At 27.1% G+C, this 20,477-nt stretch carries 16 protein-coding genes and 3 pseudogenes; 1 reads left to right on the top strand and 18 read right to left on the bottom strand.

What is annotated here, in order from left to right:
• The 7 genes and pseudogenes from I4V63_RS15785 to I4V63_RS15780 all read right to left on the bottom strand — a co-directional run.
• A pseudogene (locus tag I4V63_RS15785) lies at positions 1-393 on the bottom strand (hypothetical protein); the annotation flags it as partial.
• An 80-nt stretch (positions 394-473) separates the two neighbouring features.
• Positions 474-722: an NAD(P)H-dependent oxidoreductase gene (locus tag I4V63_RS05905; protein WP_196000457.1), complete on the bottom strand. Its 249-nt coding sequence runs from the start codon at positions 720-722 to the stop codon at positions 474-476.
• Positions 723-795: 73 nt separating this feature from the next.
• On the bottom strand, positions 796-2,001 hold the full coding sequence (locus I4V63_RS05900; RefSeq protein WP_196000456.1) for a cation:proton antiporter: 1,206 nt from the start codon (positions 1,999-2,001) through the stop codon (positions 796-798).
• Between the two features lie 734 nt (positions 2,002-2,735).
• Positions 2,736-2,984: a hypothetical protein gene (locus tag I4V63_RS05895; RefSeq protein ID WP_196000462.1), complete on the bottom strand. Its 249-nt coding sequence runs from the start codon at positions 2,982-2,984 to the stop codon at positions 2,736-2,738.
• Between the two features lie 109 nt (positions 2,985-3,093).
• Entirely contained in the window at positions 3,094-5,103 is a 2,010-nt protein-coding gene (locus I4V63_RS05890) for an amylo-alpha-1,6-glucosidase (RefSeq protein ID WP_243280459.1), read from the bottom strand.
• 162 nt (positions 5,104-5,265) lie between these two features.
• Positions 5,266-5,688: a DUF3783 domain-containing protein gene (locus I4V63_RS05885; protein ID WP_196000364.1), complete on the bottom strand. Its 423-nt coding sequence runs from the start codon at positions 5,686-5,688 to the stop codon at positions 5,266-5,268.
• A 266-nt stretch (positions 5,689-5,954) separates the two neighbouring features.
• Positions 5,955-6,080 (bottom strand): hypothetical protein, encoded by a 126-nt coding sequence (locus I4V63_RS15780; protein ID WP_279325746.1) that lies wholly within the window; start codon positions 6,078-6,080, stop codon positions 5,955-5,957.
• Between the two features lie 169 nt (positions 6,081-6,249).
• Here I4V63_RS15780 and I4V63_RS05880 point away from each other — a divergent pair, with 169 nt between their 5' ends.
• Positions 6,250-6,711, top strand: a complete 462-nt coding sequence (locus tag I4V63_RS05880; RefSeq protein ID WP_196000363.1) for a YopX family protein — start codon at positions 6,250-6,252, stop codon at positions 6,709-6,711.
• A 68-nt stretch (positions 6,712-6,779) separates the two neighbouring features.
• Here I4V63_RS05880 and I4V63_RS05875 read toward each other — a convergent pair whose 3' ends face one another.
• The 11 genes and pseudogenes from I4V63_RS05875 to I4V63_RS05830 all read right to left on the bottom strand — a co-directional run bounded on the left by I4V63_RS05875 (position 6,780) and on the right by I4V63_RS05830 (position 20,389).
• Positions 6,780-8,444: a ribonuclease J gene (locus I4V63_RS05875; protein ID WP_196000362.1), complete on the bottom strand. Its 1,665-nt coding sequence runs from the start codon at positions 8,442-8,444 to the stop codon at positions 6,780-6,782.
• Positions 8,445-9,137: 693 nt separating this feature from the next.
• Positions 9,138-10,247, bottom strand: a complete 1,110-nt coding sequence (locus tag I4V63_RS05870) for a YcxB family protein (RefSeq protein ID WP_196000361.1) — start codon at positions 10,245-10,247, stop codon at positions 9,138-9,140.
• A 229-nt stretch (positions 10,248-10,476) separates the two neighbouring features.
• Positions 10,477-12,774 carry a bifunctional glutamate--cysteine ligase GshA/glutathione synthetase GshB gene (gshAB, locus tag I4V63_RS05865; protein ID WP_196000360.1) on the bottom strand — a complete coding sequence of 766 codons (2,298 nt, stop codon included), beginning with the start codon at positions 12,772-12,774 and terminating at the stop codon, positions 10,477-10,479.
• 18 nt (positions 12,775-12,792) lie between these two features.
• On the bottom strand, positions 12,793-13,515 hold the full coding sequence (locus I4V63_RS05860) for a lysophospholipid acyltransferase family protein (protein WP_347707725.1): 723 nt from the start codon (positions 13,513-13,515) through the stop codon (positions 12,793-12,795).
• Between the two features lie 134 nt (positions 13,516-13,649).
• Positions 13,650-13,955: pseudogene (locus I4V63_RS05855) on the bottom strand (fucose isomerase); the annotation flags it as partial.
• Positions 13,956-13,967: 12 nt separating this feature from the next.
• Positions 13,968-14,183, bottom strand: a pseudogene (locus I4V63_RS05850) (transketolase); the annotation flags it as partial.
• A gap of 115 nt (positions 14,184-14,298) precedes the next feature.
• Positions 14,299-14,946, bottom strand: coding sequence for a fructose-6-phosphate aldolase (gene fsa / locus I4V63_RS05845; protein WP_196000359.1), 648 nt, complete (start codon positions 14,944-14,946; stop codon positions 14,299-14,301).
• A gap of 156 nt (positions 14,947-15,102) precedes the next feature.
• Positions 15,103-15,303 carry a hypothetical protein gene (locus tag I4V63_RS15595; protein ID WP_243280458.1) on the bottom strand — a complete coding sequence of 67 codons (201 nt, stop codon included), beginning with the start codon at positions 15,301-15,303 and terminating at the stop codon, positions 15,103-15,105.
• Positions 15,304-15,473: 170 nt separating this feature from the next.
• Positions 15,474-15,599, bottom strand: a complete 126-nt coding sequence (locus I4V63_RS15775; protein ID WP_279325745.1) for a hypothetical protein — start codon at positions 15,597-15,599, stop codon at positions 15,474-15,476.
• Between the two features lie 91 nt (positions 15,600-15,690).
• Positions 15,691-19,182 carry an AAA family ATPase gene (locus I4V63_RS05835; RefSeq protein ID WP_196000358.1) on the bottom strand — a complete coding sequence of 1,164 codons (3,492 nt, stop codon included), beginning with the start codon at positions 19,180-19,182 and terminating at the stop codon, positions 15,691-15,693.
• Positions 19,169-20,389: an exonuclease SbcCD subunit D gene (locus I4V63_RS05830; protein WP_196000357.1), complete on the bottom strand. Its 1,221-nt coding sequence runs from the start codon at positions 20,387-20,389 to the stop codon at positions 19,169-19,171. The genes I4V63_RS05835 and I4V63_RS05830 overlap by 14 nt, the downstream gene beginning before the upstream one ends.
• Between the last annotated feature and the right edge of the window lie 88 nt (positions 20,390-20,477).

Genomic DNA, 20,477 nt, shown 5'->3' with positions numbered 1-20,477 from the left:
AGTTGCTCCAGTGATTCCTACTCCTGTTGGTCCTGTAATTCCTCTTTCTCCTGTTGGACCTGTTACTCCTGTTGCCCCAGTGATTCCTACTCCTGTCGGACCTGTTACCCCAGTTGCTCCAGTGATTCCTACTCCTGTTGGTCCTGTCACACCTGTTGCTCCAGTGATTCCTACTCCTGTTACTCCAGTTGCTCCGGTGATTCCTACTCCTGTTGGTCCTGTTACACCGGTTGCCCCAGTTGGGCCTGTTGGGCCTTTAGGACCTGGAGGGCCTGGAATAATTTGATAGCAAGTAATTCTTCCCTTGCAATCTCTAACACACTTACACCATCTATTCGAAGTTTCATCATATATCCACTCTTCATTATGGCAATAAAACTGATTATTACTCATATTTCATCCTCCTTTGCAATACTTGTCGTAACAATAATATATGATTTAATAAAACAAAGTGTGTATAGATGTCAAAGGTCTTACTTTTTATAAAATCTTGAAAATATAAACTTTCCAAAGGTTCTTTTCACAAACCCAATTGGCATAGTTAATACTTTTTTATAAAAAAATCTTGGTCTATGGAAATTATAAGACATATGATCGATAAAATTTTTTAACAACCCAGTTATTTGCATAGAATATACTGGTGATGTTATTATGATTGCATCAGCTTCTTCAATTTTACTAACTATTCTTTGAATAATATCCTTATGAGGACAAAAACTAATTAAATTATAAAATAAATCCTATATCTTAATTAATAAATTAAGATATAGGATTTATTGTTATGTTATCTTGAAATTAAGCTGTTAATGAATTTTCAGTATTATGTACTTTTGATGTTTTATCCAAAAAGACAATTTTTAATAATATAGGTGTAATTATAGTTGTAACAAGTACCATGATAACAATAGGCGTTAGGAAATATTGACTCATTATTCCAAGGGCAATCCCTTTACTTGCTACAATCAGAGCAACTTCACCTCTAGAGACCATTCCTACCCCAATTTGAAGTGATTCTTTTTTAGTATATTTACATAATAAGGAACCTACCCCGCATCCGACTATTTTAGTTAATATAGCAACGATAGTAAATAAAATAGTCATTATAACAAGTGTTGATGAAAGTTCAGGAAGTTCAATACCTATTCCAATACTAGCAAAAAACATTGGTGATAATAATAGATATGATATAGTATCAAATCTATCTCTTATGTAATGAACTTTTTTGCTTTTAGAAAGCATTAATCCGGCTAAAAATGCACCTGTTATATCAGCTATTCCAAAGAATTCTTCTGCTACAAAAGATAGTATTAAGCAAAATGCAAATGCAATAATAACAAATCTTCTCATATCTCTTCCATGTTTATCAACCCATTTAGAGAATAAGACATGGAATATGATTCCTACAATTATAGAAAGAGCAAAGAATAATACTATTTTAAATAATACTACTGCTATATTTACCGTACTGTCTGATAGACTTGTGATAATTGTAAGTGCAATAATCCCAATAATATCATCTAAGATAGCTGCTCCTAAAATTGCGTTTCCTGCTCTAGAACTTAATTTTCCTAGTTCTTTAAGTGTTTCTGCTGTTATAGAAACAGAAGTTGCTGTTAAAATTATTCCTATAAATATGTTTTCTAATATTATTGATGAATCTGCTCCTGGATTGAATAAGTTTGCTATAAAAAATCCTCCAACAAGAGGAACTATAATCCCTAAAATTGCTATAATAAGTGAAGAAACCCCAGTCTTTTTAAGTTCCCCTATATCACTTTCTAATCCTGCACTAAACATTAAAACTATAACTCCTAATTCTGATAGTTGAGTTATAAATTCAGTTTCATGAAGAATATTAAACATTGCAGGACCAAGAACAACTCCAGCTATTAATGCTCCAACAACTTGAGGCATATGGAATTTTCTCGTTAATAATCCAAATAGTTTTGTTGATAAAAGTATAAGTGCGACATCAAATAAAAATTTATAAGACACTTTCATCATCTCCTTTTCTAACTTTTCTAATCTTTTGTATTTTATTATCGTCAATTTCAATTAAAAAAAATTGATAGTAATATGTTGATAATTTGCCGTAAGCACTAATGATTTTAACATTTGATTTTTAAAAAATCTAGGAATAAATTTAATATAACTAATATGTTAAGGTTGTACGTTTTCTTTTTTCGATATTGCAATTTTATTTGAGTTTTTTTGCCAATTTTATAAAAAAACGCTTGTAAATAGAAGTATTAATTAAAAAAAATATACAAAATATATACTTAATGTATTATTATATATGTTAACTAATATATTAAAAAATGGGAAATATATTATATGAGTAAAAAATCAAAAAACAGTTCCTTTCCATTTGTGATGGTGATTTTGTTTATTGTGTTAATAAGTATATTTTTTTATTATGAAGATATTGTGAGATGATTGTATTCAAATAATTTGTGGCTGGTTCCTATCAGACTAAACTAATTTAAGCAATAGTATAAAAACTATTAAATAGTAAACCTCTCGGCAAATAAATTTTATCTTTTATGCATAGTTCTTCTAACCTTTAAATCCTTTATCAAAAATACAGAATATGTTGAATTGGCATGAACAATTTATTTTTTCTTCTTTAAAAAAATCACTTACTACTCTAATTTATAGACATATTTCACAAAAAAAATAATCACAATTTCTTGGTCAATTTACCAAAAAATCATGATTATTCCTTTAATTTTTTTCTATTTTTCTTCTTTATTCATTTCTTTAGCAACTTCACTAATTACTTTATTAATTTCATCTATTGCTTCTTCTTCACTTTTTACATTAGTATCTTCATCATTATCATTTTCTTCAGAGCCATCCCCATAATTATTACCATTATTATTTCCACAATAAATTCCTTTTTTAATAGGTGCTATTAAAAATCCAGCTACTGCCCCAGCAAAAAAACAGGCTGCTCCTAATAATACCTTTTCATCTAACTTCATATATATCCTCTCCTAAATTAATTATTTTCCTCTTAAATTTTCAACGATATTTTAGTTATATGTTTATAAATTTAATAATATACCAAAGTAAATATAGAATTAGATTTTATTACTTATTTAAATACGGCAATACATCTTGAGAATACGCTCTTAATACCTCTGCTATACTCCAAGCTTGAGAATAACATCCTCTTCCTGTTGAAGCAAAATCACCATCAAATATTTCGGCAATACCATTAATACATCCATCTTTCATAGTATCTTCAAAAACCTTACACATATGATTTGCTTTTTCTATAGCTTCTTTAGAATAGTCATTTACTTTACAATATGCTGTTATAAATCCTCCAATTAAGAAAGCCCAAGTAGTTCCCATATGATATGCACAATCTCTATCAATTAATTTTCCTATATATTTCTTTTTATAATCTTTATCCATAAATGAAAGAGAACGTAATCCATAAGTGGCATATAAATGCTTATATACTGTACTAACTATTTTCTTTTCTTTTTCTCTATCTAATACAGCAAACGGCAATGATACTGCCCAAATTTGATTTGGTCTTATTTTATCATCATCTTCATCAACTACATCATAAAGACAATTTTTTTCTTCATTCCAAAATTTATTATTAAATGATTCTTTTACTCTGCAAGAAAGTTCGTTGTACTCAAAAGGATCATCACCAAATTTCTCACATAGTTCTTCCATTATTTTTAATGCATTATACCATAAAGCATTAATTTCAACTGGCTTTCCATGCCTAGGCGTAACAACCAAATCTCCAACTCTAACATCCATCCATGTTACTTGATCAAGTCCTCCCCCTGCAAATACTAATCCATCACTATCCATTCCAATTGAAAAGTCTGTTTTAGTAGAATATGCCTTATATATTTCCTTTAACTTTGGATATAGCTTTTCTTTAACAAATTTATAATCACTTTCACCACCAGTATATTTTAAATACTTATAAACGGCTTGGAAATACCAAAGTGAAGCATCTACTGTATTGTATCCTGGCTCAGTATTGGCATCTGGAAATACATTAGGAACTAGTCCATTTTTAATATATCTTGCAAATGACTCTAAAATTTCTCTTGCTTCATCAAATCTTTTTGTAACTAAAGTAAGACCTTCAAAAGCAATCATTGTATCTCTACCCCAATCTGTAAACCATGGTAATCCAGCTAAAATAGTTTTTAGTCCTGTGCTTTCTCTATTAACAATGAAATGATCACCAGCTTTAACTAAATTATTTGCAAAGTCATCATTTAAATTAGCATTTTCAACTAACCCTTCAGCTCTCTTTTTATACTCATTTACTATTTCAAATCCGCTTTTTTCATTTAATCCTTCAATAGTACATTTAACATAAAATCTTTTCTTTTCAAAAGGTTTTAATTCAATATGAACTTCATAAGGTGTATAATGATTATCTACCCCTAAGAAACCTGTTCTATGGTCTATCATATAAAAATGATTTTCTTCTATTAAATAATTTGGTGTTGCCATACTTGTAGGAATTAAACTTCTATCATAAAAACTTCCCTCTGAAGTATAAAAGTCTATTTTTATATTTTTATCTTTCGCTGGTACTAAAGTTAATGTTTTTTCACTAGTCTTTACATTAAATCTTAAATCTCCTCTTTCACTAGTTTCTCCAGCTTCTCTATAATTAAATAAAGGTACTACCTTTAATGTTGCATCTTCACTTCCATTTTCAATTTCATAACATACAACAACAGTATTATGTCCATATTCTATTGATATAGTCTTTTTAATAGATACATCTTCAATTGAATAATAATATTCTGGTACCGTATCCAAAATAAACTGTTCTAAGTACTCTTGTCCATTTTTTGAAATTCCAATATATTGTTGTGATGTTAAATCATACTCTCTATCATTAATTTTAATCTGTTCTTGTGTTCTCGTTAAAATCAATTTTCTATTTACTGGTGCATTTAAAGATGCAATTAAATACCCATGAAATGCTTGAGCACCGCCACCAGCAACTGTATGATTTGCATATCCACCAATACCATTACCTATAACCCATGATAGCTCATTTCCATCTTCAATTCTTTTCCACATTCCTCTTCCATACTTATACATCTCCATTCCCCTCCTGTAACTGTTATCATATCTCTAATGAAATTATACATAAGTTTTAATATACAAACAATAAAACAAATATGCTACTTTTATATTAAAAATGCTATTATACTGCAAAAAAAGTAAGATTTATAAACATAAATCTTACTTTAATATTTTTAATTAGTGATGAGCATCAAACTTTCCTTGACTAATTGCCATACGTTCTGCGGAAAGATTTGCAACAACCTCGTTAAGAGTCCAATTAACTGATGTTTCAGTTACTGTAGCTTTTAATACATTATTAATTTTTAGCTTTCTTAAGTTTTCTAAAAATACATTTATTTTTGCAGGTGATAATGCATTAAATATTATAGCTCTTTCTTTTCTTCCATCAATACAATCTGATTTTATATTATTTTCTAGTATATCCTTCATAACTGTATCAGCATTTCTAGGATATAAAACTATTTGGTCTCTAATTCCTAAAAGTGAAGCATACCCTTGAATTGATTTAAGTTCTTTTCCACCTATGTTATAAATAATTACACAAGCTCTTCCTTCTACCTGTGAATTATCATTCATATCTAATTTTGCAAATGTCATAAATAAACCTCCATTTTTTAACTTCAACTGTCAATATAAATTATATCCTAATTATAGCATAAAATTCATCTATTATGTAATTAAATAATAGTAATTATTATTTAATATATATTCAATTTCCACCTATCTTTTTATACAAATCATCATTATCAATTATTTTTCTTTTAACTGTTAATTCTCCAATACTATTTATAACATTTGACCAAGTACTATATTCTTCAAATGGATTACTTCCATCCTTTGCTTTTAACCATAAATTTAAAGAGTTAGGTATTGCTCCATTTACAGTAAATCTTCATTAACTCAATATACTGCTTTTTCATAGTTTCAACATCCTCACTAAATAATTCAGAAGGATATTTTATTTTTTTTATTTCCTCAATAGTAAACATTTAACCCCCTTAATTTGAACAATTTAATTGAATCATAATTTATATTTATGAGTTTAAAATAATTATTATGTAATTATTTATAAATCTATTTTCAAATATTTTCCAATTTGTTATAATATACTATAGGTTAGGGATAATTTAGATATATGAGAGGTTGGAGGGTTTTATTATGAATAATAAACTAAAATTTAAAATATATAATAAAATTTCAAAAAAATGTTTTAAAGTAACTAGAATAGATTATATAGATAAGCAAGTTTATTACTATGATAAAGATGAGGAAGAAATAATAGCATTAGATGATTGTATTTTACTAATGCCTACTGGAATATATGATTCTTTAGGCCGTGAAATTTTTGAAGGTGACGTTATTATTTATCAAGAAAATAGCTTTACTTATAAGAAAACTGCAGAAGTAGCTTATGAAAATGGCTGTTTCGTAGCAAAACAACTTTTATCTGGTAATACAGAGCAAACGGCTTTAGATGAAGGTATGTATCTTAATCAATTTAAGGACCTTTTATTTTCAGCTACATTTTCTACTTACAAACCTGTTAAAGTAATTGGTAATATCTTCACTTACAAACTAAGTAAAAATAACAGCAAAATTAAAATACCTATAAAATTATAATTTTATTTAAATTTAAAAGAAGAGTTTGAATATATAAATATCAAACTCTTCTTCATTTATTTTATTAATTATACTTCCATTATAATTGGTACTATTATAGGTTTTCTCTTTGTTTTACTATATATAAATGAACCAATATCACTTCTGATATTATTTTTAATCTCAGACCATTTAAACACGTTATTATCTATAGACTTTTGAATGCTTTCATAAGAAATTTCTTTTATTTCATTTACTAATTCTTCTGATTCTCTAACATATACAAATCCTCTTGTAATTATATCTGGACCACCAACTATTGCACGACTTTCTTTTTCAATTGCAACAATAACATTAATGATACCATCTCTAGATAAGTTTTTTCTATCCCTTAATACTATATTTCCTACATCACCAATTCCGCTTCCATCAACTAATATATTACCTGCTTGAACCTTTTTAGCAATACATGCTGATTTTCTACTTAAACTTAATACATCACCATTTTCTAATATAAATGATTTTTCTTTTTCTAAACCAACTTCTTCAGCAATTAATATATGTTTTCTTAAATGCTTATATTCACCATGTACTGGTACAAAATATTTTGGTTTTAATATTGAATGTATAAGCTTTAATTCTTGTTCACAAGCATGACCTGAAACATGAATTTCTTCAATTGACTTATAAATAACTTCTGCACCCTTATGAGTTAATTCATTTATTACTCTTGAAACAGCCTTCTCGTTTCCTGGTATTGGACTAGCAGAAATAATTATCATATCATCTTTTTCAATTTGTATATTTTTATGTGTAGATGCAGCAATTCTAGTAAGAGCTGACATAGGCTCTCCTTGACTTCCTGTAGTTACAATAGTTATTTGATTATTGTTATAAAGCCTTAAATCCTTTAAATCAACTACTAACCCTTCTGGAATATCTAAATATCCAAGTTTAACTGCAACATCTGATATTTTTTCCATACTTCTTCCGCTAAAAGCAACTTTTCTTCCATACTTAATTGAAGAATTAATTATTTGTTGTAATCTATGAATATTAGAAGCAAAAGTCGCAACAATTATTCTTCCCTTTCCTTTAGAAAATAAATTATCTAACCTTTCTCCCACTGTCTTTTCTGACATAGTATATCCTGGATGACAGGCATTAGTACTATCTGCCATAAGTAATAGTACTCCTTGCTTTCCAAGCTTTGCAAACCTTTGTAAGTCAATTACATTTCCATCAACTGGAGTAAAATCAACCTTAAAATCTCCAGTATGAACTATTATTCCTAATGGAGTATGAATTGCTAATGAACAACTATCAGCTATACTATGATTTGTTCTTATAAATTCAACCTTTAATTTATCTAATTTTATTATATCTCCAGGCTTAACAACATTTAAACTAACTATATCTAGCATTTTATGTTCTTCAAGCTTGCTTTCTATTAATCCTACTGTTAAATTAGTTGCAAATATAGGAACATTAACTTGTTTTAGTATATAAGGAATTGCCCCTATATGATCTTCATGTCCATGCGTTATAAAGAATCCCTTTACCTTTTCTATATTATTAACTAAATAAGTTACATCTGGAATTACTACATCTATCCCATACATTTCTGAATCTGGGAAAGTCATACCACAATCTACTACAACTATTTCGTCACCATATTCTATTACTGTTATATTTTTTCCTATTTCACCAAGCCCACCTAATGGTATGACCTTTATCTTCTTCTTGCTTTCCATCTAAATCCTCCATACTTTTTATCTATCACTACTCTAATTTATTGCACAAAAATAAAAGTTGTATAAAATCAACTCTCTATTATTTATTGATATTCTTTTATAAATTAATACGTTCAATTCACTTAATTAACAAAAATACTTTAAAAGTTATTTTCTTAACATTGCATTTACAAAGCTTAACATCTGACTATGTTAATTCATTCCTTGTTTAATGTTGCTAAGCTGTATTTAAATATAATTTTCACGTCCTAATTATATAAAACAACTTAATTAAATACACTTAAGTTTACCTAAATATATTCATTTAACTTATTTTATATCATAACCCATTATATCCAATTTGGAACTTTTTTTCAACTAAATTTATATTTGTTGAAAATGTAAGAACGAAAAAAGAATATTATCTTTCCATGAATTAGTGAAATCTCGTCTTGAATTTATATAATTGATTACAGATAATTTGCTAAAGATTATAAACTGATTATCGTTCAAACAGTATAATCTTCTTCACGCAAATTCTCTTCCATCAATTATTAAATTCTACGACTCAATTTCAATATTCCCTCCAATATAATATTCTTTTTTCTTTTATATATTGAACTGCATAACACCAATTTTATTTTGGTTACAATATTCATTGTTTTTAGTAGTAAATTAGCTTATATGTATTTTATTTTTATTATATCCAATTTACTAATTTAATTTGCTTTTTAGTAAACTTATAAATTTTTCTTTATCATCAACATTACTAAAAATCCTACATGGAATATATTCAATTAAACTGTTATCTTTTAATAAAAGAATTAAGTTATTTTCTTCTTTTATATTATTAATTCCCTTATATTTAATAATATATCGATATTCATCTCTAGAAAACTCAATTTCCTTTTCATTCATCTTAACGTATTTATTTTCTTTACATTTTGATTCTTTAAACAGCTTAATTTGATTTTTTAATACTTGCTTTTTCATTGCATTTCTTTTCTTTAAAATAATAATTGATATTAAAGTCGCAACTATAACAACTATCCCCCCATAAAAACCTATCATACAAATAATAACTATCAAAATAAATATCATAATTATAATTGTAAACTTTATAAGATATTCATTTAACATACTTAGAATAATCTTTCCTGCTTCAGTACTATCTATATATTTGTTATAGTTTATAATATCCTCTTCTGTCTTCGTAAAAGAAATATCTGGATTATCTATAGTCAATATTGTTTTTACAGCATTATCCTTATTTTCTTTTAATATTTTATAACATTCATTAAAATCATCTATCTCTTTAAAAGCTTCCCTTGGAATATAAATAATAGAATCTTTTATATATTGAATTTGAATAAAATCATCTATAATCTTTATTTCATCTATAGCACCATAAATAATTTCCTCAATATAATTCTTCCTATTATATATTATCCTCTTATTATCTATTTCTAATGTTATCTTTATTATTTCAGGCATATTAGCTAACTTTTGTGAAAACATGCTTTCTAATCTATTCCTTAATAACTTTTTTAACATTCTAGGAATTATTTTTAATAATATTTCAAAATATAAGTAAAATAAAACTATGCATAGTATTATTTGAACAACATCTTCACTTTGCAAATTAAATCCTGTTAATATATACTTCAATACCAGAAGCATTATAAACATAGGTATACTAACCAATGAGAAAGCTTTATAGGCATTACTTCTATCAATTCTCTTTGATGATTCAATTACATTATTTAATGACTTGGATATTATTTCTTCATATCTTTCTTTTTTCATTTCGTAAATTAACTTCATATAAAACCTCATTAAAATCTCTTTATTATTTTAGATAAATTATAATTTCAACTTATCGTATCCCTTTTAATATTAAAACCACAGTGCTTCTTCTGACTTTCCTCTTACTAATATAATATTAACATATTTAATGATTTCATTCTATAATACTACTTTATTCGTTGTTATGTTCATAAAAATAACCCTAAGGCAAGTATTTATTAAACACCTACCTTAGGGTTATAAAAATCTAAATTAATTCTAATAATTTCAATACATGTTTTGCTATATTTCTCTCTTTACCTTTATATGGATAAGAGTGAATATGAATTGCTGGATTGAAATTTAATTCTATGATTGCATAATTAGTGTTTTCATCACTATAATCTTCAAGCATCATATCAACACCGCAAATTTTAGCTCCTGCTGCTTTTGCTGCATTTACTGCAATATCTTTAAATTTTTGTGGAATATCATCTGTATAATCTACACTATCTCCACCAGTACTTATATTAGAATTTTCTCTTAAGTACACTATTTCATCCTTTTTAGGTATATAATCAAAATTCTTTCCTTGTTGTTTTAAGAATAATTCTGCATTTTCTTCTAGTCTTATTTTTTCTAAAGGTGTAACATATCCCTTACCTCTTAATGGATCTTGATTTTTAATTTCTACAAGCTCAGCTATAGTCTTTTTAGCATCACCAATAACATTTGCAGGTACTCTATGAAGTATTCCAACAACTTCATCATCAATAACTAAAAATCTATATTCTTTTCCCTTAATAAACTCCTCAATAAGAACTGTATTATCATTTTTAAATGCTATTTCAAAAGCATGAATAATATCTTCTAAGTTAGCTCCATTTGGGAAAATATTAATTCCAATTCCAAAGTTTGTGCTCTTAGGTTTTATTACTATTGGCTTATTAATATAATTTGCTGCTTTACTTTTTGCTTCTTCAATATTGTTAAACTCATCACCTAGTGGAACCCTAACTCCCTTTTCAGCTAATACCTTTTTAGTTACAGTTTTATTTTCCATTATTAATACTGAAACATAAGTGTCTTTTGATGTTTTAGTTGCTTGCTTAACATATTCTATTTTTTCATTTTTCTTTAAAGATATAAAGTTTTCACTTCTATCTACTATATTTACAGTAATACCTCTTTTAATAGATTCCTTCATTAAAATTTGTGTAGATAACTCTAAATCTTCATACCCTTCTAACTTAAATCTATTCTTATAAGCATCTTCTTTATATTCTTTAGCTAAATTTAAGAATGTATTTATATAACCATCTTCCTTTATAATTTCAGAAATTCTATAAGCATAAGTTAATTTACTATCCTTAACCTTTTCTATCATATTATTTATAATTGCTTCAAAGTTTAAATTTAGGTCATTATTAATTTCTTTAACTTCATTTAAAATTTCTAATCCATATTGAATTCTATTGATATTTTTTCCATCTTTGTTTAACTCAATATCCTTAAGCCCTGAAACAGCAATTAACTGTTGATTTTCTAATGCTTCTTCTTGCCATTTCTCAAAATTGCTTTCCTCTTTAACCAATAGATATATATTGAATATTTGTAGGAATTTTAAATCTTCTAAACTTATTCCACCCTTTTCAAATGGATTAATATCAATAGTTCTATACTCTAAATACTTAATGCCATCGTTTATTAGTGATTCCATAAAATTACTTGTATCACTTGGTTTTAATCTAACTTGGCTATAAATTTCTTTATGACTTTCAATAAGTCCATCGTTTAAATATTGCTCTATACTTTTAATATGATCATCTACTGTACTATAACTTGGGAATAAATCTATTTTATTTTTATAACCACATTTTCCATTTCTATGCGAAATAGCACCTGTACTACTATATCCATGCTTAGTTAATTTCATTAATGGACATTTATTTTCACCTATAAAACTTTCATGTACTATTGGTGCTGCCCCTAAAAGATATACTATAAGCCATCTATATCTAAGATAATTTCTAGCTACTTTTAAGTAAACACTATTTTTAAATTCCTTATATGATTCTTTCTTACCACTTACTTCATATAATTTATTTATTATATTTTCATCAAATGAAAAGTTATAATGAATTCCTGATATAAGTTGTTTTTTTCCACCATATTTTTTTAATAATTTTTCTCTATATTCCTGAGCTTCTTTACTATGATCCTCAAATTTTGCAACAGGTATTTTATCATCATCTGGAATAATACATGGCATCGATTCTGGCCATAAGTATTCATCATCTATTTCCATAGCAACAATATCATAAAGTGCTCTAGTGAAGTTATATGCCTCTTCTATTTTTTTGAAGGCTGGTGTAATTACCTCTACTTGACTTTCTGAAAAATCTGTTGTTATATATGGATTTTTTGCCTTGTCTCCAAACATTAGTGAATGATCTGTTTCTGCCAGAAATCCTTCTGCATCTAATCTTAGCGTTTCTCTTTCAATACCAAAATTTCCACTTATAATTTCAGTGCCAGTAAATAGATCTTTTATTTTATTTAACATTACTTTATTATCTCCTTACTAATTTAATGGTTTGTATTCATCTCTTAAAGATCCTATTATAATATTCCTAACATCTTCACTTAAAGTTCTCTCTTCATCTTTTGTTAAATTTACAGTTTCAATTGCCTTGTGGAATGTAACTGTAATTGTTGAAGGTTTAAACTTATTATTATCTTCAAAGGATGTAAATGATGCATCAATAGTAACAGGGAGTATTGGAACTTTAGCTTTTGTTGCAAGCTTCATGCTTCCCTTTTTAAAAGGCAATGTTTTTCCATCTAAACTTCTAGTTCCTTCTGGAAAAATCATCATAGAATATCCTTCTTTTAAATTTTCAACTCCCTCACTTATCATTCTTACTGCATCTCTCGGGTTTTGTCTATCTAAAGCAATACACTTTCCTTTTGATAACCAATAGCTTAATATTGGAATCTTAAGTACTTCTTTCTTTGCTATAAATCCTACTGGTTTATTAATTGAATAAAAAATTACTGGAATATCTAATATACTTGTATGATTCCCTACAAATAAACAAGGCTCATCAGGTATATTTTCTCTTCCTTTTACTCTTATATCCATCCCTATAACATTTATAGTGAACTTAGACCATAAATATATACTTCTTGATGCATAATCTGTTGCCTTCTCTAACCCTTGTGTTCTTTTTATATATTCATACTTAAATCCTTTTAACCTAGTATAAATCATATAAAACAAGTATTTTACTCCTGTGATTAACACAATATTTTCCTCCTAGTTGTTGTTTTATAAATTATTCTAATGTCAATTCTACCATAATTGTCTTAATTTTTCACACATAAAAAAACAGTATATTGTTAAAGCTTATTTAACAATATACTGAAATAAATTATTTATTATTTAAATGGGTTTTCTGTCTTATAAAGCATTCCTTTAGGTTGATTGAAACCTACTTCTTTAACTCCTAAGTAGTTAAATACATTTGTTATAGCTTTACCAAAATGTCCAAATGCAACTGCTCCATGATGTGGATATCTTCCTTCTATTAATACGTGTCTATAGAATCTTCCCATCTCAGGAATTGCAAATATTCCAATTGATCCAAATGATCTAGTTGCAACTGGTAATACTTCACCTTCCGCAACATATGCAGTTAATTCAGCATCTGCATTACTTTGTAATCTAAAGAATGTAATTTCACCTAGAAAAGATTATTCAAGCATTGATCTATGACCTGCCGATAATACAAATCTATCTCTATTATCCCATTTTGGGTTCTTACCATTATGATTCATATTGCTCCATAATGTATAAGCCATTGTTGCAGCACCGAGTGGTAATCCTGGATGTCCTGATTTTGATTTTTCTATTGCATCAGCAGAAAGTACTCTTATTGCATTTATGCATAATTTATCTAATTCTTTACTCATATTTAACTCCTTCTCATTAGCCCTTAATGACTTCTATTTAACAAATAACTATATATCCCCTAGAGGTATAGTATTAAAACTTTTATATTATTTTCTTTACCTCTAGGGTGATATATTATTTTCCAAAAGCTGCAGCCCAATCTGCCTTAAATTTTTCTAATCCTGCATCTGTTAATGGATGTTTTACCATTTGCATTACTAAAGTATATGGTACTGTTGCTATATGTGCACCTGCTCTAGCTGCTTCTATAACATGAATTGGATGTCTAACACTTGCAGCAATTATTTCTGTATTTATTCCATGCACTTCAAATATTTCAGCAATTATTCTAACAAGTTCCATACCATCCATAGATATATCATCTACTCTTCCTAAGAATGGACTAACATAAGTTGCTCCAGCATTTGCTGCTAAAAGAGCTTGGTTAGCAGAGAAAATTAACGTTACATTAGTTTTAATTCCTTCTCTAGCTAATACCTTAACAGCTTTAAGACCTTCAACTGTCATTGGAATTTTAACAATCATATTTTTATGAATAGCAGCAATTTCTCTTCCTTCTTTAATCATACCTTCTGCATCTTCACTTACAACTTCACCACTTATAGGGCCATCAACTATTTCTGTTATTTCCTTTATAACTTCATTAAAGTCTCTTCCTTCTTTAGCAATTAATGATGGATTTGTTGTTACTCCACAAATTACTCCCATTTCATTTGCTTCTTTGATATGTTCTACGTTTGCTGTGTCTAAAAATAACTTCATTCAAAACTCCCCTTTATATTTTAATTATTATTTAATAACTTTTTAAAACTTATTTCAAAAGTTTCTTTATAAAAAGGCAGCCTTTATTTATCTGCCCTTTATCATAAAACCTCTATGTCACACAGTATTACTAAGGTATATAAATTTGAAGTGATTTTAATTTAAAAATGCTTCTAGCGGAACCATTGCAGCTCCTAATAAATATGATCCCTTAAATTCTGTAACATCAATCTTACAATTTTCCTCATTAGTAAATAAATTGTCCTTATAAACAATCTTTCTTAAATAATCTATATTTTCTTTTAAAAGAATATTTATATCTCCACCTAAAACTATGCAACTTGGATCTAATAACATTGTTAAATTAGAAATTCCTATACCTAGTATATTAAAATACTTTTCTAAAGTCTCTTTTGTAGCTTTGTCTCCTTTTTCAAATAAAGATATAAATTCATCTATATCATATATTTTATCATTACTGATTTTATTATATTCTTCTAATAATGCATTAGTTGATGTATATGCTTCTAAATATCCCTTAGAACCACATTTACATGACTTTCCATCAAGAATAATAAAGATAACTTTACATTACGAGGAGTTAGCGCTATTCCCAAAGCAAATCTACAATTTTCATTGATTTTTAAAGCCATTGCTTTTCTTCCACCTGTAGATAAAAAATATGCCTCCTACAAAAGTTTATACATATAACTTCTATAGGAGGTATTAATATTTTTTCTTTATTTAACTTCTTTCAATCTTAACCTTACTTCCACCCATTCCAGCTTCAGCAGGCGCAATAATTAATTTAACAGGAACCCTATTTTTAATAGATTCAACGTGACTTATTATACCAACTTTTAATTTGTCATTATGAATTCTTTCAAGTGAACTCATAACAACTTCTAACAGATTATCATCTAAAGTACCAAAACCTTCATCTAAGAAGAATAATTCAAGTGGTGCTGTACCCTTAAGTTGAATTTCTGCTGATAAGGCAAGTGCTAAAGCAAGCGAAGCTAAGAAGGTTTCCCCTCCTGAAAGTGTAGATGCATCTCTTTCTGCTCCACCATTTTTATAATCTCTAATTATAAATCTTCCATCTTCATCAACTTCTAAACCATAATTTCCATTAGTTATTTCCTTTAGCTTTCTACTTGCCTCAAGTGAAACATACTTAAGTCTTGTAGCTGCAACAAATTCAACAAACTTTTTACCTTTAAATAATTTATCTAAATCATTTAACAACGCAAGCTTGTGATCTAATTCTTCTTTTTGCTTTAATAAATCTTTTAATTCTAGCATCTTTTCTTCTATGACCTTAAGCTCTTCTTGAAGTTTAATTTTTATTTCATTATACTCTTTAACTTTAATTTCCTTTTCCTCTTTTTCATTTTGTATATTAACCCATTGTTCTTCAGTTAACTCTCTATTTCCAATCTTCTTAGAAATGCTTTCAATAGCTCCCTTTATTTTTGCTAAATCATCATTATACTTATCAATTTCAACCTTTAAAGCTTCTATTTTAACCTTCTCTAAAACATTCTGTTTAACTTCATCTTCACTTAAAAATCCTTCTTCTTTTAATGCTATATCAAGCTTTTGCTTTTCTTCTTCTTTTCTTTTATAAAGTTCTTTTCCTTTTGAAGTAATACTAATTAATTTAGAATTACACTCTTCATAATTTTTATCTGCTTCTTCTTTTGCCTTTTCTGTAAAGATATAATTGTCTTCAATTATTTTCATTTCTTTTTGAACTTTATTTAATATTTCTTCTATATTATCTATATCTTCAACTTTACTTTTTATTTTTAATAAATTTTCTTCTCTAACTTTACTTTTTTCATCTAAAGTTGTATTGATTTTAGCTAATTCTTGATTAGTATCATTTAAGTTATTTCTTGCCTCTTCTTTTTCTGTATTTAATTCATCTATTCTATTTCTATAGCTTTTTATAACTTTTTCTATTTCTTCTCTTTCATTTTCAATTTTATTTATTTCAGTATTTTTAGTTATAAAATCTTCAACCTTAGTTTTTTCTTTAAGAATACTTAATTTTTCTTCAACTTGCTGCAAATTTTCTTCTTGCTTTTTTTTATCTTCTAATAATTCATTTATTGTATTTTCATTACTATTAATTTTAGTTTCTAATTGTGTATGCTTAAGTTTTAAATTATTACATTCTTCTTTTAAATTTTTTATTATACCTTCAAGCTCTTCCTTTTTAATATTGTAATCATTTATCTTAGCTTTTAAATCATTCATTTTAACTTGAAGATTAAGTACTACTTCTTCATTAAAACCTTCACCTAAATCTTTAATTACTGCTTCATTTTCTTTTATTTTTTCCTTTGCAATACTTAACTTAGCTTCTATATCCTTTATGCTATTAAATAACTCAAGAGATAGTTTTTCTTTTAAATCTATGCTTTCTTCTAGATTAGTAACATCCTTAATATCTACATGCTTAATTTTTTCCTTATGATGTTCAACCGAACCACAAACTGGACAAATATCTCCATCTTTTAATTCTTCTCTTAATTTATGAGCCAGATTTTCTCTTTCTATTTCAAGTATCTCTATTTTTATTTTTTTAATTTCATTTTCTAAATTAATATGCTCTTCTTTTTTAGGCTCTAAATCTTTGCTTAATGATTCAATGGAATTTTTACTTTTTAATAACTCTTCATCTGCCTTTTTAAATATATCTAACCTACCTTTAAGTTCAGAGTATTTTTCTTGCATATCAAATAAATCATTTTGATCTCCCGGGCAATTTTTAATTAACTTTTCTAAAGCTTCTTCATTTTCTACTAATAAATTATCTTTCTTATCTAATTCAAGCTTTAATAATTGTTTTTCTTCTAAATATTTTTTTGCTTCCTCTTTATTAGCTTCTATTTTAACCTTATACTCATTAACTACATTAAATAAATTATTATAATCTCGAGTAATAACTACCCCTTCTTGAACATTTTCTTTTAACTCTTTTTCAATATTTAAAGTATCTCTGTATTCTTCCTTTTCTTTTAATAGATCATTTCCCTTTTTTAATCTCTTTTCACAATCAATTACTTTTTCATTATTTTCTTTTTTCTTTTTAACTAATTCATCTGCTCTTTTATTAATTTCTTTAATTTCATTTTCTAAATCAATTAAAGCTTTTTTATCCTTTATTGCTTCCTTTATTTTTTCTTCTTGAACCTTATATTCTGGCAATTTGCTATCTTTATTTATTCTAGCTTTACTCCACGCTTCTTCACATTTAGCCTTTTTCTCTTTAAGCTCTTCACATTTCAATTTAAATTCACTTAATTCTTTTTCTGTAAAGTTAATATTTCTTAGTGTTTCTTCATAAGAAATTATATATGGATTAACTTTATTTGCAGCTTCAGCAGCTTTAACCTTATCTTTAAATAAATTTATTTCCTCAACTTTATCAATAAGCTTTCTTTCTTTAGTCTTATAATCTTTAACTTCAAGCTGCATATTCCACAACTCAGTATTTTCTTTGAAACTTTTTTCTATTGCTTTAAGTTCTTCATTAGCCTTTTCTAAATTTCCAATACTTATATTTAATTCTTCTTCTTTTTCTTTTTTCTTTTCTTCACTTATATCCTCATATCCCTTAAGCTGACCTATAAGCTCACTATTTTCAGTTCTTTCTTTTGTGATTTCTTTAGATAATTTACTTGAAAGCTTATCCCCATATTCACCTAAGTTGAAAAGTCTTTCTAACATTTCTCTTCTTGGTTTTCCTTCAAGCTTTAAAAACTCTGAAAACTTACCCTGTGGCAAAACAACAGTCCTTGTAAAATCCTCTAAACTTAAACCAATTACTTCTTTACATTTATCAGTTACAGTTTTAACCTTATCAGCTAAAACATCTTCTCCATTAGTTATGTCAACTATTTTACATTTACCTGACACTGGATTTCCTGATTTTTTATCTCTTTTAAATTCTCTATTCACTAAATATCTTTTAGTTTCTGCTCCTGATATTTGAAACTCAAAACTAACATTTAACCTATCACAATTTGTATTTATATAATTAGAACTTTTTCTCGAAACATCTCCATATAAAGCTAATGTTATACCATCTAAAACTGTAGATTTCCCACTTCCTGTTGGCCCAAATATTCCAAACAAACCACGGTCAGTTAACTTTTCAAAATCTATAGTTTGCTCTTCTATAAAGCTATTTAATCCCTTTATCTTAAGCTTAATTGGTCTCATTTTCATCCCCCTCTTCATTTATTAATTTTAATAATAAACTTACAACTTCTTCATCAGCTTCTACATTTCTTTCTTTCTTATAAAATTCTCTAAATATTTCTTCAAATGATTTTTCTTGAATACTAATAGTACTTTCATCGTCAACTTCATTTTGAAGTTTTGGTATTATCTCCAAAATATCCTTTTTAATTTCTTTCATTTTCTTTATTTCATCTTCTCTTATATATCTGTCACACTTAATCTCTAAATAAACCCAACAATCTCTATCTTTATTTTTTTCACATCTCTCAATTGCATCATCAATACTTTCACATTTCCAAACTTCAATAGGTTTATATATTTTAAATTCTACTTCATTTATTTTACATTCTTCTTTTGCCTTTATATCCACAATAAAACATTTCTTTGTAATATTTATTTCTTTTTTATTATAATGAAGTGGTGAACCTGAATATCTTGCCCTTTTATTAGTACCTGGTACAACTTGAGGCTTATGTACATGTCCTAATGCTATATATTGAGCCTCTTCTGGCAAACATGCTCCATTAACAATATAACTTCCACCAAGTTGAATACTTCTTTCTGAACCGCCTTCTTCACTTCCCATAGCAAATAAATGTGAAACTGCTAAATTTATAGTATCTTCTCTATAATTTTTCTTTAATGAATCAAATAATGATTTTATTCTTTCTCCATAAGTCTTCAACCTATCTTCATCACTATCCATTTCTCCATAAAGAACTTCATTTAATCTTTTTTCACTTGGATAAGGTACAGTTAATATTACTGCTTTCTCATTATTGATTTCTATTTCAATAAATCCTTCACCTGAATTAATAACCTTATGCTGACCATATTCTCCACATTGAACAATTGTTTTAGGAGTGCCAACCATTATTATTCCATGTTCCATAGCAAGTGGTCCTGCTGCAACTAACCTTTCTGGATTATCATGATTACCTGCAATGATTAACGTTAATCTTTCTCCATTTTTAGAAAGCTTTTTTAATGTATCATAAAACATTTTTTCAGCTCTTGCTGGTGGATTACTGCTATCATAAACATCTCCAGCAATAATAACTAAATCTATTTTATTATCTTCAACTATATCTATAAAATCCTTTAAAAATAATTCTTGTTCATCCATTCTACTTGCACCTTCTAAATTTTTTCCTAAGTGCCAGTCTCCAGTATGTAATATTCTCAAAACATAACCTCCTCCTATAATTAACTCATTATTAATTATTCCTATTATTTAATTATAACAAAAAAGATGATACATTTCTGCATCATCT

This window comes from Clostridium sp. 1001271B_151109_B4, from assembly GCF_015670405.1.
Lineage (GTDB): Bacteria > Bacillota > Clostridia > Clostridiales > Clostridiaceae > Clostridium.
The sequence above is the reverse complement of the archived record's forward strand: the minus strand, read 5'-3'. Positions and strand labels throughout refer to the sequence as shown.